General features: G+C 57.8%; 16 protein-coding genes and 1 tRNA gene. 9 read left to right on the forward strand and 8 right to left on the reverse strand.

Annotated elements, in window-relative coordinates; genetic code table 11:
• Positions 1-289: 289 nt before the first annotated feature.
• Positions 290-365, reverse strand: a tRNA-Phe gene (locus PU683_RS07115).
• A 105-nt stretch (positions 366-470) separates the two neighbouring features.
• On the reverse strand, positions 471-1,190 hold the full coding sequence (locus PU683_RS07120) for a DUF554 domain-containing protein (RefSeq protein ID WP_277170824.1): 720 nt from the start codon (positions 1,188-1,190) through the stop codon (positions 471-473).
• A 398-nt stretch (positions 1,191-1,588) separates the two neighbouring features.
• Between PU683_RS07120 and PU683_RS07125 the strand changes: the two genes are divergently transcribed.
• Positions 1,589-3,724, forward strand: a complete 2,136-nt coding sequence (locus PU683_RS07125; protein WP_277170825.1) for an ornithine decarboxylase — start codon at positions 1,589-1,591, stop codon at positions 3,722-3,724.
• Positions 3,725-3,748: 24 nt separating this feature from the next.
• Here the strand turns inward: PU683_RS07125 and PU683_RS07130 are convergent, their stop codons facing one another.
• Both PU683_RS07130 and PU683_RS07135 read right to left on the reverse strand, forming a co-directional pair.
• Entirely contained in the window at positions 3,749-4,441 is a 693-nt protein-coding gene (locus tag PU683_RS07130) for a response regulator (RefSeq protein ID WP_277170826.1), read from the reverse strand.
• Entirely contained in the window at positions 4,431-6,065 is a 1,635-nt protein-coding gene (locus tag PU683_RS07135) for an ATP-binding protein (protein WP_277174230.1), read from the reverse strand. Before PU683_RS07135 ends, PU683_RS07130 begins: the two co-directional genes overlap by 11 nt.
• 335 nt (positions 6,066-6,400) lie before the next feature.
• Here PU683_RS07135 and PU683_RS07140 point away from each other — a divergent pair, with 335 nt between their 5' ends.
• From PU683_RS07140 to citG, 8 genes are read left to right on the forward strand one after another with little or no spacing between them, the layout of a single operon-like run.
• Complete coding sequence (locus tag PU683_RS07140) at positions 6,401-7,765, forward strand: 2-hydroxycarboxylate transporter family protein (RefSeq protein ID WP_277170827.1); 1,365 nt, start codon at positions 6,401-6,403, stop codon at positions 7,763-7,765.
• Positions 7,766-7,787: 22 nt separating this feature from the next.
• Positions 7,788-8,651: a fumarylacetoacetate hydrolase family protein gene (locus tag PU683_RS07145; protein ID WP_277170828.1), complete on the forward strand. Its 864-nt coding sequence runs from the start codon at positions 7,788-7,790 to the stop codon at positions 8,649-8,651.
• A 16-nt stretch (positions 8,652-8,667) separates the two neighbouring features.
• Entirely contained in the window at positions 8,668-9,687 is a 1,020-nt protein-coding gene (gene citC / locus PU683_RS07150; RefSeq protein ID WP_277170829.1) for a [citrate (pro-3S)-lyase] ligase, read from the forward strand.
• Between the two features lie 17 nt (positions 9,688-9,704).
• Entirely contained in the window at positions 9,705-9,998 is a 294-nt protein-coding gene (citD, locus tag PU683_RS07155) for a citrate lyase acyl carrier protein (protein WP_277170830.1), read from the forward strand.
• Positions 9,995-10,870, forward strand: a complete 876-nt coding sequence (citE, locus tag PU683_RS07160; RefSeq protein ID WP_277170831.1) for a citrate (pro-3S)-lyase subunit beta — start codon at positions 9,995-9,997, stop codon at positions 10,868-10,870. The genes citD and citE overlap by 4 nt, the downstream gene beginning before the upstream one ends.
• 10 nt (positions 10,871-10,880) lie before the next feature.
• Positions 10,881-12,407: a citrate lyase subunit alpha gene (gene citF / locus PU683_RS07165; RefSeq protein ID WP_277170832.1), complete on the forward strand. Its 1,527-nt coding sequence runs from the start codon at positions 10,881-10,883 to the stop codon at positions 12,405-12,407.
• Positions 12,404-12,943, forward strand: coding sequence for a citrate lyase holo-[acyl-carrier protein] synthase (gene citX / locus PU683_RS07170; protein WP_277170833.1), 540 nt, complete (start codon positions 12,404-12,406; stop codon positions 12,941-12,943). The genes citF and citX overlap by 4 nt, the downstream gene beginning before the upstream one ends.
• Positions 12,921-13,751, forward strand: a complete 831-nt coding sequence (gene citG, locus PU683_RS07175) for a triphosphoribosyl-dephospho-CoA synthase CitG (protein WP_277170834.1) — start codon at positions 12,921-12,923, stop codon at positions 13,749-13,751. The genes citX and citG overlap by 23 nt, the downstream gene beginning before the upstream one ends.
• A gap of 305 nt (positions 13,752-14,056) precedes the next feature.
• Here citG and PU683_RS07180 read toward each other — a convergent pair whose 3' ends face one another.
• The 4 genes from PU683_RS07180 to mutY form a co-directional block, all read right to left on the reverse strand.
• A complete protein-coding gene (locus tag PU683_RS07180) occupies positions 14,057-15,310 on the reverse strand; it encodes a nucleoside permease (RefSeq protein ID WP_277170835.1) in 1,254 nt (417 codons plus the stop codon).
• Between the two features lie 244 nt (positions 15,311-15,554).
• The gene (gene mltC, locus PU683_RS07185) at positions 15,555-16,637 is read right to left on the reverse strand and encodes a membrane-bound lytic murein transglycosylase MltC (RefSeq protein WP_277174231.1); all 1,083 of its coding nucleotides are present in this window, start codon (positions 16,635-16,637) and stop codon (positions 15,555-15,557) included.
• A gap of 104 nt (positions 16,638-16,741) precedes the next feature.
• A complete protein-coding gene (locus tag PU683_RS07190; RefSeq protein WP_020455176.1) occupies positions 16,742-17,017 on the reverse strand; it encodes an oxidative damage protection protein in 276 nt (91 codons plus the stop codon).
• A 2-nt stretch (positions 17,018-17,019) separates the two neighbouring features.
• Positions 17,020-18,093 carry an A/G-specific adenine glycosylase gene (gene mutY / locus PU683_RS07195; RefSeq protein WP_277170837.1) on the reverse strand — a complete coding sequence of 358 codons (1,074 nt, stop codon included), beginning with the start codon at positions 18,091-18,093 and terminating at the stop codon, positions 17,020-17,022.
• Between the last annotated feature and the right edge of the window lie 5 nt (positions 18,094-18,098).

Below are 18,098 nucleotides of genomic sequence, written 5' to 3' on the forward strand. Positions count from 1 at the left end.
ACAGCGCGCCTGTCGCGCTGGCCCCGAAGGGGTGAGCCGCCTGCGGCGAATAATCGAACGCAGTTCGATGGAGAGTCGGGCCGCAGAAAAGCAAAAACCCAGCCATAGGCTGGGTTCTCTGAATAAGTGGTGCCCGGACCCGGACTAACGCCGCAGGCGTTGAACAGCGCGCCTGTCGCGCTGGCCCCGAAGGGGTGAGCCGCCTGCGGCGAATAATCGAACGCAGTTCGATGGAGAGTCCGGTCGCAGAAAAGCAAAAACCCGCCTTTTGGGCGGGTTCTTTAAAGAGTGGTGCCCGGACTCGGAATCGAACCAAGGACACGGGGATTTTCAATCCCCTGCTCTACCGACTGAGCTATCCGGGCAACGGGGCGCATTAAACCTGATTCACTGCGCTCCGTCAACGAAATTTCTTCATTTCGTCACAGAGTGCACAATCTATCACCACTTTCTGCGCATTGCACGCGCACTCAGGCAAAAAAGGCCGTCCAGAGGGCGGAGAGCGGCATCGCCAGCACCAGCGCCGGCAGCATATTCGCCACGGCAAACATCTTTATGCCGCAGATACGCAGCCCGGTCGCCAGCAGCAGAATTCCGCCGACGGCGGTGAAATCGCCCATCATCGCCGGCGTGGTCAGCGGCAGAATAAGCGTTGCGCAGGTGGCGAGCGTCAATTGAATAATGAGCATCGGAACCGAGATGATCGCCACGGCGAAACCGAGCGAGGTGGCAAAGATCAGCGCGGTAAAGAAATCGAGAAACGCTTTGGCAATCAGGATGCTGGGATCGCCGGTCATCCCTTCGCGCATGGCACCGAAAATCCCGGTACCGCTGGCGCAAAAGAGAATAATGATCGCCACCAGGCTTTGAATAAACGACTCATGGGCGCTGGAGGCTGACTCAACTGCGCTGCGCTTCTGCGCCAGCTTGCGCAGGGCGTTAACACCGCCGCTGATGCCGCGCTCAACATAACAGAGCTCGCCAATGAGTGTGCCGAGCAGCGTCGCCAGCACCATCACCGGCAGGTTGACGCACTTGACCACCAGTAAAATGCCGATGCCCAGCGAGGCGAGGCCAAAAATGGAGGGCATCGATGAGCGCACGCGCTCCGGTAAACGGTGGCTCATCAGCGCACCGAGCGTGCCGCCGATCAGCACGGCAGCCGCGTTAATAAAAGGACCTGTCAGCACGTTCACGCTCCTGAAGTGCCATAAAAATGAATAAGAGGGCGCATACCATAGCATTTTTATGCGCGGCGAAGTGCCACCCAGGTTGCGCCTGCGGGTTAAAAATGACATGATTGCGCGAATTTTCATCCATCTGACGGGGCCGCCTGATGCTGTACATTTCAGCCGCTGACACTGCGTTTCACGCCCGTGCCCAGGCCACTCGCCCCCGCTTATCGTCACTCTTTCTCACCATGCGGTGAGGGTAGCGCATGCTCACCGCAGGACAACAGTAAGATCAGCGGTTTTCTGCTTTTACTGATGTCTGGCGTCCGGAGCTGATCCCAGCCAGACATTTTCGTTGGGCGAAGCCACCGCTTCGTCCGGGGCTTTTTACTCCCCTGAAACGGGTATTCGTGCTTATGAACTCACTGAAAATTGCCGTCAGCCGCGAGCTGCTCTCCACACTCTCTACCCACCGCGAGGTGATCTCCCTTGAGAGTACCGATTTCACGGATGTGGCGGCAGTCGTCATGACGGTAGCGGAGAGCCGCAGCGGCATTCTCGCGCTGCTCAAACGCACTGGCTTCAATCTGCCGCTGTTTCTCTTCTCCCGCGAGCCGGTTACCGCGCCCGAAGGCGTGACTGCGGTGATTAGCGGGCGCGATCAGGAGTGGCTGGAGCTGGAAGCTGCCGCCTGTGATTATGAAGCGACGCTGCTGCCGCCGTTCTTCGATACGCTGCGTCAATATGTCGAGATGAAGAACAGCACCTTCGCCTGCCCAGGCCACCAGCACGGCGCGTTCTTCAAAAAGCACCCGGCAGGCCGCCAGTTCTACGACTTTTTCGGTGAGAACGTCTTTCGCGCCGACATGTGCAACGCCGACGTCAAGCTTGGCGATTTGCTGATCCACGAAGGCTCCGCCAAGCACGCGCAGAAGTTTGCCGCCAAAGTCTTTAACGCCGATAAAACCTACTTTGTGCTTAATGGCACCTCGGCGGCCAACAAAGTGGTGACCAATGCGCTGCTGACGCGCGGCGATCTGGTGCTCTTCGATCGCAATAACCACAAATCTAACCACCACGGTGCGCTGATCCAGGCCGGGGCGACGCCGGTCTATCTCGAAGCGGCACGCAACCCGTTTGGCTTTATCGGCGGCATCGACGATCACTGTTTTGATGAAGCCTATCTGCGCACAGTAATCCGCGATGTCGCGCCACAGAAAGCTGACCAGCCGCGCCCCTTCCGCCTGGCGGTGATCCAGCTTGGCACCTACGATGGCACCATTTATAACGCCCGCCAGGTGATCGACAAGATCGGCCACCTGTGCGATTACATCCTGTTTGATTCGGCGTGGGTCGGTTACGAGCAGTTTATCCCGATGATGGCCGACTGTTCGCCGCTGCTGCTCGATCTGAATGAAAACGATCCGGGGATCTTCGTCACCCAGTCGGTGCATAAACAGCAGGCGGGCTTCTCGCAAACGTCGCAGATCCACAAAAAAGATAACCACCTGCGCGGCCAGGCGCGTTTCTGCCCGCACAAGCGTCTGAATAATGCTTTTATGCTGCACGCCTCGACCAGCCCCTTTTACCCGCTGTTCGCCGCGCTCGATATCAATGCCAAGATCCACCAGGGGGAGAGCGGGCGCAGGCTGTGGGCAGAGTGCGTCGAGTTGGGCATTGAGGCGCGCAAAGCGATCATCGCCAACTGCAAGATGATCCAGCCCTTTGTGCCGCCGGTGATCGGCGGCCGCCCGTGGCAGGATCATCCCACCGAGCTTATCGCCCGCAAGCGCCGCTTCTTCAGCTTTGAGCCGGGCGACAAGTGGCATGGTTTTGAGGGCTACGCCCACGACCAATACTTTGTTGATCCCTGCAAGCTGCTGCTGACCACGCCGGGCATCGATGCAGAAACGGGGGAATATACCGATTTCGGTATTCCGGCCACCATTCTGGCGCACTACCTGCGTGAAAACGGCATTGTGCCGGAGAAGTGCGATCTCAACTCGATCCTCTTCCTGCTGACGCCTGCCGAAAGCGCGGAGAAGATGGAGCAGCTGGTGGCGATGATCGCCCAGTTTGAGCAGCATATAGAAGATGACACGCCGCTTGCCGACGTGCTGCCGACCATCTTTAACAAGTACCCGGTCCGCTACCGCGATTACACCCTGCGCGAGCTGTGCCAGGAGATGCACGATCTTTATGTCAGCTTTGATGTTAAGGATCTGCAAAAAGCGATGTTCCGCAAAGAGAGTTTTCCGGCAGTGGCGATGAATCCGCAGGATGCTAACAGTGAGTTTATTCGCGGCAACGTCGAGCTGGTGCGCATCAGCGAGGCGGAAGGGCGCATTGCGGCAGAAGGCGCGCTGCCCTATCCACCGGGCGTGCTCTGCGTGGTGCCGGGTGAAGTGTGGGGCGGGGCGGTGCAGCGCTACTTCCTCGCGCTGGAGGAGGGGGTTAACCTGCTGCCCGGCTTTTCGCCGGAGCTACAGGGCGTCTATTCGCAGACCGATGCCGATGGCATCAAGCGCCTCTATGGTTATGTGCTGAAGTAATCCACGCGCCGCCTGATAGCTGTTTCAGGCGGCCGCGCGGCGGTAAATGCGCCGCGGATGACCAATCTTGCCGTACTGCATCTCCACCGCCAGAAAGCCCGCTTCGACACAGTGTTCAAGGTAGCGGCGGGTGGTGGTTTTGCTCAGTCCCGTCTCGCTGACCACCTCATCAACGGAGAAACAGCGCGCCTCGTCGTCGGCAAACAGTTTCTGCACCAGCGCCAGCGTGCTCTCTTCAATCCCCTTGCTGCCGTTATCCTGGCGATAATTTTTCGACTGCAACTGATAGAGAGTGTCGACGTTTTGCTGGTCAACAATTTTCCACACCCGCTGCTGCTCGGTGAACTGCACAAAGCGCTCGAGCGACTGGCTTAAGCGCTTCCACGACACCGGTTTAAGAATGTAGTCGAAAGCGCCATTACGAATCGCCTGGCTACAGGTATCCATATCGCTGGCGGCGGTAATAAAGATCACCGAGCAGTTGGCGTTGATAATCTCAGGATCGCTAATCAGCGTGATCCCTTTGCCATCCGGCAGATAGTTATCCAGCAGTACCAGTTGCGGACGCGTGCGGTTAAAAAGGGTTTTTGCCTCGGCAAGGGAGGAGGCCATGCCGACCAGCCGCAGGCGCGGATGTTTGCTTACCAGCTCAGCGTTGAGCTGCGCCAGCGTCTCTTCATCTTCAACGATCAGCACGTCTATCGGTTCATGTTGCATAAATCTCATCCAGGGTGGCGACGGGGCGCTGGGCGCTGCCCGTTTCAGGAATAAACAGAGAAAAGACCGTTCCGCGCGGGGCGTTGGCCGAAACCTCGATCGAGCCACCCGCCTGGGTAACGTAACTGGCGATCAGATAGAGGCCAATGCCGTGATCGCCGCGGCGTTTGGTGGTCACCCCGCGCTCAAAGATGCGATCGGCAATCGCCGGATCGATCCCAATGCCGCGATCCGCCACTTCAATGATCAGCTCACGCTCATTGAGCAGGATCAGCACGTCAACCGGATCGTGCGGCAGGGTAGCGCGCTGGGTCGCCTCAATCGCGTTATCCAGCAGGTTACCGATGATGGAGATCAGCTCCGCTTCCGCCAGCCCACGGCACGGGCGATCCATACGGCTCAACGGATCGAAGCTCAGCTCCACACCCTTCTCCCGCGCGCGCGCCGCTTTCCCCAACAGCAGGCCGCAAATCGTCGGCGAGGTAAAGCGCGAGGAGATAAAGTCCAGCAGCTCCTGGGCGTGCTCCGACTGAGCCTGAATATAGTTCACCGCCTCGTCGTAACGCTCCATATGCAGCAGGCCGGAAAGCGTGGTCATGCGGTTAAGCTGCTCGTGACGCATAATGCGCAGGTTGTCGGCGTAGCGCTTCACCTGGCTTAACTGCGCGCTCAGGCTGTCGATCTCATTGCGATCGCGAAAGGTGATCACCCACCCCTGCAGGCGATCTTCGAGCATAATGCGCACCCGGCTGGCGATCACCGTCAGGTGGTTGAAGCGGCAAATCTCATCATGGGTGTCGCTCACGAGCATGGTCCCGGCGGCAAAAAAGGGCACTGGCGCAATCACTTCGCTGATCGCATGGCCGCGCAGAGCGCGGGTTGGCTGGCTCAGCCCCAGCAGCTTACGCGCCGCCTGATTGATCACTTCAATGCGCGACTCGCTATCAATGGCGATCACCCCTTCGTAGATGGACTCCATCATCGCCTTCTGCTGGCGCACCAGCAGGCCAATCTCGCGCGGCTCAAGGGAGAAGATCTGCTTTTTGATGCTGCGGGTAAAAAACCAGGAGAAGACAAACAGCGCGGCGAGCAGCAGCACGGCGGCGATAAAAATATTAATTACTTTACCGAGGGTAATCGCATCCAGATAACTGGTCAGATACCCGACGGAGACAATCCCGACCACCCGGCCAGCGTCATCAAATATAGGCGCTTTACTGCGCAGGGAAATACCCAGCCCGCCTTTGCGGATGGTGGTGGTGCTTTTACCCTGTAACACTTCCGCATTATCGCCGCCGACCAGTGTTTTCCCCACCATGTCTGCATGCACGGAGTGAAACAGGTGCAGGCCTTTATTATCACCAATCACAATAAAGCTGGCATCGCTGCGGGAAACCACCTTGTGCATAAAATGGTTAATAGCAGGAATATTTTTATCGGCGACGGAGCGACGTAAATTCGGAATAATCGCGATCTCCTCCGCCTGTATTTTCGCGCGTGCGCTCATCTCCTGATAGAGCTGGCGGCCGACATCCTTGTAATAATAAACGCCCAGCAGAGCGAACAGGCCGGAGAAGAAAAGCACCAGCGAGATAAATAGCTTGATTTGAAAGGAGACTTTCATCACGACACGCACAGCAATAAGTAAAGCCTCAATGTATCACTTTTCCCGGCGGCCGTGAGCAGTTTGCGGGAAAGTTGTGATCCCTTACACAGCGCAGGTTGCTGTTGAAAAACAAGCTGTTACAACCTTCTGTTCAGGTTTGTTATGAACGTGTATTTCCTTTTAAAAAAACCATAAAAACCACGGCAATAAATAAGAACCTGCTCACGCAAAATAGAAGAAACCATAAAAACCATAGGTGCCTTAAAAACTCTGGTTTTATTATGCCTGCCCTCACATAAAGTGTGTATTTAGCCCACTACGCTGTAAGCACAAAATAACGAAGGGGCTTAATTATGAGCACAACTGACGATTCATTCTCTGTACCCGGAAAGTCGCGAACGCTTGATAAAACATCACTGAAAGATAAGTGGTGGCACATTATGGACAGCTGGAAGGTCGGGATTATTCCGCTGCCGCTGTTTCTGCTGGCGGGGGCATTAATTGCCATCGACTGTCTTGGCGGCAAACTGCCGAGCGATATCGTGGTGATGGTCGCCACGCTGGCCTTTTTTGGCTTCGCCTGCGGCGAGTTTGGCAAGCGGCTGCCGATAGTCGGCAAGCTGGGTGCGGCGGCGATTTGCGCCACCTTTATCCCCTCGGCGATGGTCTATTATGGCCTGCTGCCGGATGTGGTGGTCGAATCCACCACCAAGTTCTACAAATCGACCAACATTCTCTATCTCTACATCTGCTGCATTATTGTCGGCAGCATTATGAGCATGAATCGCACCACCCTGATTCAGGGCTTTTTGCGTATCTTCTTCCCGATGCTGTGCGGTGAAATTGTCGGCATGCTGGTTGGCATGGGCGTTGGCATGGCGCTTGGCATGGAGCCGTTCCAGATCTTCTTCTTTATCATTCTGCCGATTATGGCAGGCGGCGTGGGCGAAGGCGCCATTCCGCTGTCGATTGGTTACGCCACGTTGCTGCATATGGATCAGGGCGTGGCGCTGGGTCGCGTGCTACCGATGGTGATGCTTGGCGGGCTGACGGCGATCATTATCTCCGGCTGCCTGAACCAGCTCGGAAAACGCTTCCCGCACCTGACCGGCGAAGGACAGCTGATGCCGAACCGCAGCAACAGTGACGAACCCGCCTCTGCCACACCCGCGTTCTCCGGTAAAACCGATGTCACCACCATTGCCGCAGGCGCGCTGCTCGCCGTGCTGCTCTATATGATCGGCATGCTCGGTCATAAACTGATTGGCCTGCCCGCGCCGGTCGGCATGCTGTTTGTCGCGGTGCTGATTAAGCTCGTGCACGGCGTCTCGCCGCGTCTGCTGGAGGGCTCGCAGGTGGTCTACAAATTCTTCCAGACCTCGGTGACCTACCCCATCCTCTTCGCCGTTGGCGTAGCGATTACGCCGTGGGAAGAGCTGGTTCACGCCTTCACCCTCAACAACCTGCTGGTCATTATCAGCACCGTCTCCGCGCTGGTCGCTACCGGCTTCTTTGTCGGTAAAAAAATCGGCATGCACCCGATTGATGTGGCCATCGTCTCCTGCTGCCAGAGCGGGCAGGGCGGCACCGGCGACGTCGCCATTCTTACCGCAGGTAACCGTATGAGCCTGATGCCGTTCGCACAGATCGCCACCCGTATCGGCGGGGCAATCAATGTCTCGGTCTCGCTGCTGGTGCTCGGCAACTTCCTCGTCTGATTCAGGAATAACAGGAACTGATATGAAACTCGCAAGCTTTCTCTACCAGGGTCTCCGCAGCTACGGCATCGTCAGCGCGGAAGGCATTATCAACCTCAGCCAGCGCCTGGGCGACCGCTACGTCGATTTAAAAGCGCTGCTCGCCGCCGACGCTCTGGCGCAGGCCGCGCGCTACGGTGAAGCACCCGCCGATCTTCGTTTTGATGAGATCGACTTTCTGCCGGTGATTGATAATCCGGGGAAAATCCTCTGTGTCGGGATGAACTACGCCGAAAAACGCAAAGAGTTCGACCAGCATAACCCGGCGCCAACGCTGTTTGTCCGCTTCGCCGATTCGCAAACCGGCCATAACGCGCCGGTGGTGAAACCGCGCCACACCAGCGAGTTCGATTACGAAGGCGAACTGGCGGTGATTATTGGTAAAGGCGGGGAGAATATCGCCCGTGAAACGGCCTTAAGCCATGTGGCGGGTTACAGCTGCTATATGGATGGCTCAGCGCGCGACTGGCAGCACAGCTGGTTTACCGCCGGGAAAAACTGGCGGCAGACCGGGGCTTTTGGCCCATGGATGACCACCGCTGATGAGATCCCCGACCCGCATACGCTCGCCATCCGCACGTGGCTCAATGGTCGCATGGTGCAGGATGACACGACCGCCAGCATGATCCACAAGGTCGCCGAACTTATTGAGTACATCAGCACCTTTACCAGCCTGACGCCGGGCGATGTGATCATCACCGGCTCACCGGGCGGCGTAGGGAAAAAGCGCACCCCGCCGCTGTTTATGAAAGCGGGCGATCGCATCGAAGTGGAGATCGAGAAGATCGGGCAGCTCAGTAATGTGATCGTGGACGCGCCGGAGCAGGCGCTGGCGGCGGCGCACTAAGGACGAAGGCCAACAGATGCACACACGACCCTCCATCGACTTCCGCATTGCGGAAGTCAGCGGCAACACGCCCAGGCTTGAGCGCATCCGCTCGCTATTAGCCGACAGCGGATTAGGCATGGACAGCGACATTACGGCTTTCGTTGAAGCCTGGTCGGAAGACCAACTGGTGGGGTGTGCGGGCCTTGCCGCGAACGTCATCAAATGCGTGGCGGTCGATGCGCAGCTTCGCGGCGAAAACCTCAGCGCCCGCTTGCTGGCGGAAGTGGAGAACCTGGCGCTGGCGCGCGGCCACTTCCACCTCTTTCTCTGCACGCGCCCCTGCAACCGGGAGCGCTTTCAGCACAGCGGGTTCTGGCCCATCGTCCAGAGCGGTAATAACGCGGTGTTGATGGAGAACACGCCGTCGGGCATTGAGCGCTACTGCCGCTCGCTGCGGGCAAAACGGCTGATGGGTAAACGCATTGGTGCCATCGTGATGAACGCCAACCCCTTTACCCTCGGCCACCGCCATCTGGTGGAGCAGGCGGCAAAAACCTGCGATGCCCTTCACCTGTTTGTGGTGCGCGAAGATGCCTCATTTTTCCCCTTCGCCGCGCGGCTGAAGATGGTGAAAGCGGGCGTGGCGCATCTGGCCAATGTTACGGTGCATGAAGGCTCGCAGTACATCATCTCCCGTGCCACCTTTCCCGCCTACTTCCTGAAAGAGACCGGCAAAGTGCAGCAGGCGTGGAGCGAAATCGACCTGCTGATCTTTCGCAACCATATCGCCCCGGCGCTCGGCATTACCCACCGTTTTATTGGCAGCGAACCCTTTTGCGCTGTGACCCGGCAGTACAACAACACCATGCATCAGATGCTGGCGGGTGCGGTCGAGGTGGTGGAGATCCCGCGTATTAAAGCCGCAGGCACGGCGATTTCGGCGTCTGAAGTGCGCCGTTTATTAAAGACAGAGCAGTTTTCCCGCATTCGGGAAATCGTACCAGATACGACTTTCGCGCATCTTGAAGCCCATTACGGCGTGGAAGTCGCTTAAAAATCAGGATTATAACTATGAAAATTGTACGGGAGGCGCTGGCGGGAACCCTCGAATCCAGCGACCTGATGGTGAAAATCGCCCCCACCGACGGCGAGCTGGAGGTGGTGGTGCGCAGCGAAGTGATCAAGCAGTTTGGCGATCAGATCCGCCGCGTGGTGAATGAGACGCTGCGCGCGATGGAGATCCGCCAGGGATTAATCATCATTGAAGATAAAGGCGCGCTGGATTGCGTGATCCGCGCCCGTCTGCAAAGCGCCGTGCTGCGCGCCGCGGAAGAGAAAGAGATCGCGTGGGGGGCTCTGCTGTGAAAAAGCTTCGTCGTAGCATGCTGTTTCTGCCGGGCGCTAACGCCGCCATGCTCTCCACCGCCTTTATCTACCGCCCCGATTCAATCATGTTCGACCTGGAAGACGCCGTCGCCCTGCGTGAAAAAGATACCGCGCGCCTGCTGGTCTTTCATGCTCTGCAACATCCGATGTACCAGGATATTGAAACCGTGGTGCGCATCAACCCGCTCAATACCCCGTTTGGCCTGCCGGATCTCGAAGCGGTAGTGCGCGCCGGGGTGGATGTGGTGCGTCTGCCGAAAACCGACAGCCCGGAGGATATCTACGAACTGGAGCACCACCTGGAGCGCATCGAACTCGCCTGCGGGCGTGAAGTGGGCTCAACCCGCGTGATGGCGGCGATTGAGTCAGCGATTGGCGTGATTAACGCCGTGGCGATCGCCCGTAGCTCGCAGCGGTTGATCGGCATTGCGCTGGCGGCCTTTGACTACGTGATGGATATGCAGACCGAGCGCGGCGACGGCACTGAACTCTTCTATGCACGCTGCGCGGTGCTGCACGCCGCCCGCGCCGCCGGTATCGACGCCTTCGACGTGGTGTGGTCAGACGTAAACGATGAAGCCGGGTTCCTGCGCGAAGTCGAGCTGGTACGCAAGATGGGTTTTAACGGCAAATCACTGATTAACCCGCGCCAGATCGACCTGCTGCATAACGCCTATGCGCCGACGCAGCAAGAGGTCGATCACGCCAGAGTGGTGATTGAAGCGGCAGAAGAGGGGGAGCGCAACGGCCTTGGCGTCGTCTCCCTGAACGGCAAGATGATCGACGCCCCCATTATTAACCATGCGCAGATGGTGCTGGAACGCGCGGCGGCGTCCGGCGTGCGTCGTTAAGGAGAAAACCATGAACCAAACCGAGCTGCTTCACGTTAACTTCCCCCATCTGCGTGAATTAAAACCCTTCGACACCGCCCACAGCGCGACGCCGTGGCTGGCGGATAAGGACGCCAGGCTAAACCGTAAACTCTGCGCTTCGCTGGAAGAGGCGATTACCCGCAGCGGCCTGCGCGATGGTATGACTATCTCTTTTCACCACGCTTTTCGCGAGGGTGACCGGGTGATCAACACCGTGGTGGCAACGCTTGCGCGCCTCGGCTTCAAAAACCTGACGCTCGCCTCCAGTTCGCTGATGACCTGTAACGATGGGTTGATTGAGCATATTCAGAGCGGCGTGATCCGCAAAATTTACACCTCCGGCATGCGCGGCAAGCTGGCGGATGCTATCTCCCACGGGCTAATGGAGGAGCCGGTGCAGATCCACTCTCACGGCGGACGGGTAAAACTGTTGCAGGATGGCGAACTGAAGATCGACGTCGCTTTTCTCGGCGTGCCGTGTAGCGATGCCTTCGGTAACGCCAACGGTACGCAGGGGAGATCCTGCTGCGGCTCGCTCGGCTATGCGATGGTCGACGCCGAATTTGCCGATAAAGTGGTGCTGCTGACCGAAGAAGTGGTGCCCTTTCCCAATATGCCTGCCAGTTTGACTCAGGATCGGGTGGATCTGATCGTGCAGGTGGAGAGTGTGGGCGATCCGGCGAAAATCAGTGTCGGCGCCGCGCGCGTTACCAGCAACCCAAGAGAGCTGATGATCGCCCGTTATGCGGCAGATGTGATTGAGCACTCCGGCTATTTCCGCGACGGCTTTTCGCTGCAGACCGGCTCCGGCGCGGCATCGACCGCGGCGACCCGCTTTATGGCAGAGAAGATGGAGCGCCACGGCATCAAAGCCCGCTTCGCCCTCGGCGGCATTACCGGCAGCCTGGTCGATCTGCATGAGAAGGGGCTGATTGAGACGCTGCTGGACACCCAGTGTTTTGATGGCGAAGCGGCGGCTTCGCTGCGGCGCAATGCCAATCATGTAGAGATCTCGACCAACGTTTACGCCAACCCCGGCGGTAAAGCGGCAAGCTGCGACCAGCTGGACGTGGTGATCCTCAGCGCACTGGAGATCGATACCGACTTTAACGTCAATGTCATTACCGGATCAGATGGTGTGATGCGCGGTGCGTCTGGTGGACATTGCGATGTGGCGGCAGCGGCCAACCTCACCATTGTGGTTGCCCCCCTGTTGCGCAGCCGCATTCCGACAGTGGTAAAGCGCGTAACGACCCGACTGACGCCGGGGGAGAGCATTGATGTGCTGGTCACCGATCACGGCATTGCGGTCAACCCGGCGCGCCCGGAAGTCCGCGAGCGCTTAGTGGCGGCAGGGCTGAAAATCGTTGATATCGAAGCACTCTATCAGCGGGCAATCTCCCTTAGCGGCGAGCCAAAACCGATCGCCTTTACTGACCGGATTGTCGGCGTGATCCGCTATCGCGACGGCAGCGTGATCGATGTTGTGCGGCAGGTGAAGGAGGAGGAGTTATGACCACGATGACCCCTGAACGTGTGGGTGTCAGCCTTGAGGCACTGCTGGCGGCGAAAGAGAAGCGCGCCGCGCGCCAGGCTGACTGGCTTCGCCACTATCAACAGCCGATTATCTCCCTGACGCTGGTTACCCCGGGCGCGGTGAAAGATACGATGCGCTATCGCAATACCATGGGCGTGGCGCTGCAGGCGTGTGACCAGATGCTGTGGCAGCGCGGCTGGCAGACGCTCGACCGGCAGGTGCTCTGGTTGCCAACGGGGGCGGAAGCGATGTGGTGCGTCGCCCATCCGGCGGCGGAGCTTAAAGCGCAGTGCATTGACCTGGAGCAGACCCATCCGCTCGGCAGACTATGGGATTTTGATATCTTCTGCCCGCAAAACGGCCAGGTTGGCCGCCATTCACTGGATCGCAGCACCCGTCGCTGTCTGGTGTGCGATGAACCGGCGCACAACTGCGCCCGCTCCCGCCGTCATCCGCTGGATGAGGTGGTGAGCCGCGTTGAGGGGCTGATCAATGGCTGGTTTACCCGCGACTAAACCTGCCGTGGCGTTTGTGCCTGCGCTGGCGGCGCGGGCACTGCGCCTCGAACTGGATCTCACCCCGAAGCCGGGGCTGGTGGACAGGGCAAACAGCGGCGCGCATCGCGATATGGATTACGCCCTGTTTCTGGCCAGTATTGATGCCATTACGCCGTGGTTTGCCCGCTTCGAGCAGGCGGGCTTTGACTCCGCCCACAAACCGGCGGCGGCGCAGTTGCGGCTGATCCGACCGATGGGGATTGCCTGCGAGCAGGCGATGTTTGCCGCCACGCGTGGGGTGAATACCCACAAAGGCGGCATCTTCTCCCTCGGGTTGCTCTCGTTTGCCGCCGGGCGGCTGCGGGGGCAGGGTTTGCAACTGAGCGCCAGTGTGCTTTGTCACGAGGTGAGCGCCATCTGCCGCGGGCTGGTGGCGCGCGAGCTTGCCGGGCGGGCGCAGGCGGTTACGTCCGGGGAAAAGCAGTTTCGCGACTATGGCCTGACCGGCGCGCGCGGTGAGGTGGAGCAGGGGTTTATTACCGTGCGTCGTGCGGTATTGCCCTTCTGGCAGCAGGAGCAGGGGGAGCGCCGATTGCATAGTGCGCTGCTCAGGCTGATGGCGGTTAACCTCGACAGTAACCTGGTGTCGCGCGGCGGGATGGCCGGGCTGCATTATGTGCAGGATTATGCTCAGCAGTTATTAGCCAGCGGATGGGAGAGGGATGATTTACGCCAGATGGATCAGGCGTTGATTGCGCGGCATTTAAGCCCCGGCGGCAGCGCCGATCTGCTGGCGGTGGCGTATGTGCTGGCGATGATCCCGTAACCGAAGCGGTTACGCAGCCCGGATAAGGCAACGCCGCCATCCGGCAAAATGGCTCCGTGCCGGAAGATGCAGTAACGTAGGCCGGATAAGGCATCGCCGCCATCCGGCAAAATGGCACCGTGCCGGAAGATGCAGTTACGTAGGCCGGATAAGGCATCGCCGCCATCCGGCAACCGGTGGCAATGCCTGATGGCGCTGCGCTTATCAGGCCTACAACATTGCGCTATCAGGCCTACAATACTGCGCTTATCAGGCCTACAAAATGATACCCATAAAAAACCCGGCGCTCAGGCCGGGTTTTCTGTTTATGCTTTCTGCGCCACGCCAGATGGCTCGCGCACATGCTTATACTTAAAGAGCATCACGAAGGCGACGGCCAGCACCAGCGAGTAACCAGCGAAGATCAGCCATACGGTTTTCCAGTCGGTGAGGCCGGCGGTGGTATACATCTCCACCACTTTGCCGCTGACCATACCGCCGAGGATGCAGCCGAAGCCGTTGGTCATCATCAGCAGCATACCCTGCGCGCTGGCGCGGATTTCAGGGCTAACCTCTTTCTCAACAAACACCGAGCCGGAGATGTTGAAGAAGTCGAAGGCGCAACCGTAAACGATCATCGACAGCACCAGCAGCACGGTGCCGAACGGCGTCGGGTCGCCGTAGGCGAAAAGACCGAAGCGCAGCACCCAGGCGAGGATACTGATCATCATGACATTCTTAATGCCATACCGGCTCAGGAAGAAGGGAATGGCGAGGATAAAGACGGTTTCCGAAATCTGCGAAATCGACATCATTACCGACGCATGGGTAACGATAAAGCTGTTAGCGAAGAGCGGATTAGAGTCGAAGCTGTGCAGGAAGGTGTTGCCGAACATATTGGTGATCTGTAACTCAGCGCCCAGCAGCATGGAGAAGATAAAGAAGATCGCCATGCGTTTGTTTTTATAGAGTGCAAACGCGTTCAGGCCGAGCATCTCCACCCAGGTCTGCTTCTGCTTGCTGTTCGCCACCGGAATGTGCGGCAGCGTCAGCGCAATCACGCTCAGCAGCAGTGACAGCGCGGCACCAATGTAGAGCTGCATATGGCTTAACTCAAAGCCGGAGAAGCTCACCGCCCACATCGCGAGGATAAAGCCGATGGTGCCCCAGATACGAATCGGCGGGAAGTCGGTGACGATATCGTGCCCGGCGGATTTAAGACGGAAATAGGAGATGGAGTTCACCAGGCTCAGCGTCGGCATATAGGCCAGCGAGTTGAGCAGAATAATGGCAAACATCGCGCCAGGCGTGGTGACGCCTGCGGCGATAAAGAGCGTGATCGCACCAACCAGATGACAGAGGGTATACACCCATTTCGCGCTGAGCCACTTATCGGCGACGATGCCTAAAAGCGTTGGCATAAACAGCGAGGCGATTCCAAGGGAGCTGTAGACCGCGCCGACTTCCGCGCCCTGAAATTTCAGGGTCACTATCATGTAAGAGCCTAGTGTCGTCAGCCAACTGCCCCACAGGCAGAACTGCAGAAAGATGATCACTTTCAGCTGCAGCTTAAGATTCATGCTTATTTCCTCGCAAAGGAGACGGTTGTCGTTGTAATGGGCAGATATACTGCGATTTGTGGCGGCACTTTATCACTTTGCAGCGGCGTTGTTTGTTACGTACGACAGAAAAATGCAATCTTCGTCTGATTGCATTCTTATTAAGTGATCTTGATCACGCTTTTACGCAACCGATTGCTAAGGCCAGAAGCCGGGCTTATGCCCCTTTACCGCGAAGGTAAAAAGGGCATAAGCCACACGAGCATTAATTACGACGGTAGGTTTTTTGCGCGGAGTTCACTTTGTAGAGATAACGGCGTGACTCAGCGGAAGGGTGGCGCGTGGTGAGGGTTTCATACACATCGCCCGGCGACAGGGTGTTGATAATATTCGCTGCCTGCACTTTATCCGCCGAGAAGACGCGCAGCACGCTGCCTGCGCCGCCGTTATAAGCGGTGATCACCGCATAGCGCCGTGAGGTCGGGTTGCTGATACCGGCAAGATAAATATTGTTTAGCATCGCCAGATAAGCGGTGCCGGTATCAATATTGCTCTGCGGATCGAAGAGATAGCTGCGGTCCGGCGTGCCGGATTTCCCCTGCGCCCGGAAGACATCTTTCCCGGCGCTGTGCTGCACCACCTGCATCAAACCGAGCGCGTCGGAGCGGCTCACTGCATAGGGGTTAAAGGAGGACTCCGTCTGCATAATCGCCAGAATCAACGACTCCTCGACGCCATACTTATGCGACGCTTTGCGCACCATGCCCATATATTTATGTGCACGTTTATCAAGGTGGTTCGGCACCAGGTTAATGGTGATGCTGGAGATCACGCGGATGCCGCTGGTGCGGGTTTTCAGCCGCGTTTGTAGCAGATAGTCGGCGTACTTCTCCGCGCGCCACTGCCAGCGTATCGCCTCGCCGTTGTTATCCAGCACCTGGCCATAGAGGAAGGGCTGTTTGGAGATGGTGATATCGTCAGTGTCGGAGTAGAGGTCGATAGAGCCGGGATCGTCGCCCATTAGCAGCGTTTTGACGATCGCCGCACGCAGGTGTGCCGCCGGATCGGTCGCCGAGATGGTCTCGACGGTAATCGTCCCTTCATCAAAGTTGATGTGGCTTCGCGTCTGGTATTGATCGGTATACTTAACGTAGTCCTTCGGACCTGCGATCAGAACTTCGTTAAAGCCCCATAAATTCTCAATATTGTGGGCGAACTGGCCCATCAAAATGTCAAAACCGTTGGTGTCTTTGATCCAGGCTTCGTTGTAGTCTTCGCCGGATTTATTAGAGCTGGAACAAGAGATCAGCAACGGCGCGATCATCGCTAGCGCTAAAAATTTTTTCATCATTCCGGATGCAGTTGTGTTTGATTACAGCGCCTGAGACGCTCGCGAACCGGCAATGCCTTCCCTGGATTTATGGCACTGCCGGTGGGTTTAAGCCACGACGCCTATTTTTTTTCTTGTGGCGTGTAGCCTTCAATGTGCACGTCTTTGCCTTCAAACAGGAAATTGACCATCTCCTCTTCCAGCAATTTGCGGTGCTCAACGTTCATCATGTTGAGTTTCTTCTCATTGATCAGCATCGTCTGCTTCTGCTGCCACTGCTTCCAGGCCTCTTTCGAGATCTCGTTATAGATGCGTTTACCCAGGTCGCCCGGATAGAGCTGGAAGTCTTGCCCTTCCGCTTCGCGTTGCAGGAAGGTACAAAAAATAGTTCTGCTCATAATCATTCCTCTTTCTGCGCGCCGCGCAAGGCCGCTTCGGCGCGTAATTGCTGTATCAGGCGTTCCACCGGAGCCGCCAGACCGACGGATGGCGGTTGCGCTAAGTTATACCAAAGACCTGCGCCTTCATCCATGCACGCGGCAGAGGAGGACACAGGAAGCCACATCGGCACAATATCGAGGTGGAAATGGCTAAAAGTGTGGCGGAACGCAACAAGTTGGCTGAGAGTATCCGCGCTAATCCCCCTTTGCGCCAGCCAGTCGCGTAGCGCCGCTTCATCGCTAAACTGCGGGAAGCAGAAGAGGCCACCCCACAGGCCGCTCGGTGGGCGCTGCTCAAGGTAAACCGCACCTTCATGCTCCATTAGCAGCAGATAACCGGTTCGCTCGGGCAGCATCTGTTTCGGCTTTTTACCCGGATAGCTGCTCCAGGAGTGCGTGGCGTAAGCGATACAGCCGCTTTGCAGCGGGCAGAGTTCACACTTCGGTTTTGAGCGGGTGCAGACCATGGCTCCCAGATCCATCATCGCCTGGTTAAAGCGCTCCACGCCTTGTGCCGGCGTCACCTGCTCGCTTATCTCCCACAGCCGTTTCTCCACCTCTTTTTTCCCCGGCCAGCCGGCCACCGCATAACAGCGGGCGAGCACGCGCTTCACGTTGCCATCAAGAATGGGGAAGTGTTTACCAAGGGATAAAGAGAGGATGGCGCCCGCCGTCGAGCGGCCGACGCCAGGCAGGGCAGCGACTTCGTCAAAAGTTTCAGGAAAACGGCCATGGTGCAGTGTGGCGACCTGTTGCGCGGCTTTATGCAGATTACGCGCGCGGGCGTAGTAACCGAGCCCGGTCCACAGATGCAGCACCTCATCCAGCGGCGCGTTGGCTAAATCGGTCACCGTCGGAAAGCGCGCCATAAAGCGCCCGAAATAGGGGATTACCGTTGCGACCTGGGTCTGTTGCAACATCACTTCTGACAGCCATACTTTGTAGGGCGTCTTTTCAATTTGCCAGGGCAGGGTTTTCCGCCCAAATTTGTCGTACCAGTCCAGAACCTGGGCTGAGAATTGAGACGCTTGCATGGTCA

Source organism: Candidatus Kosakonia sp. 282A-S69, assembly GCF_029433855.1.
Lineage (GTDB): Bacteria > Pseudomonadota > Gammaproteobacteria > Enterobacterales > Enterobacteriaceae > Kosakonia > Kosakonia cowanii_A.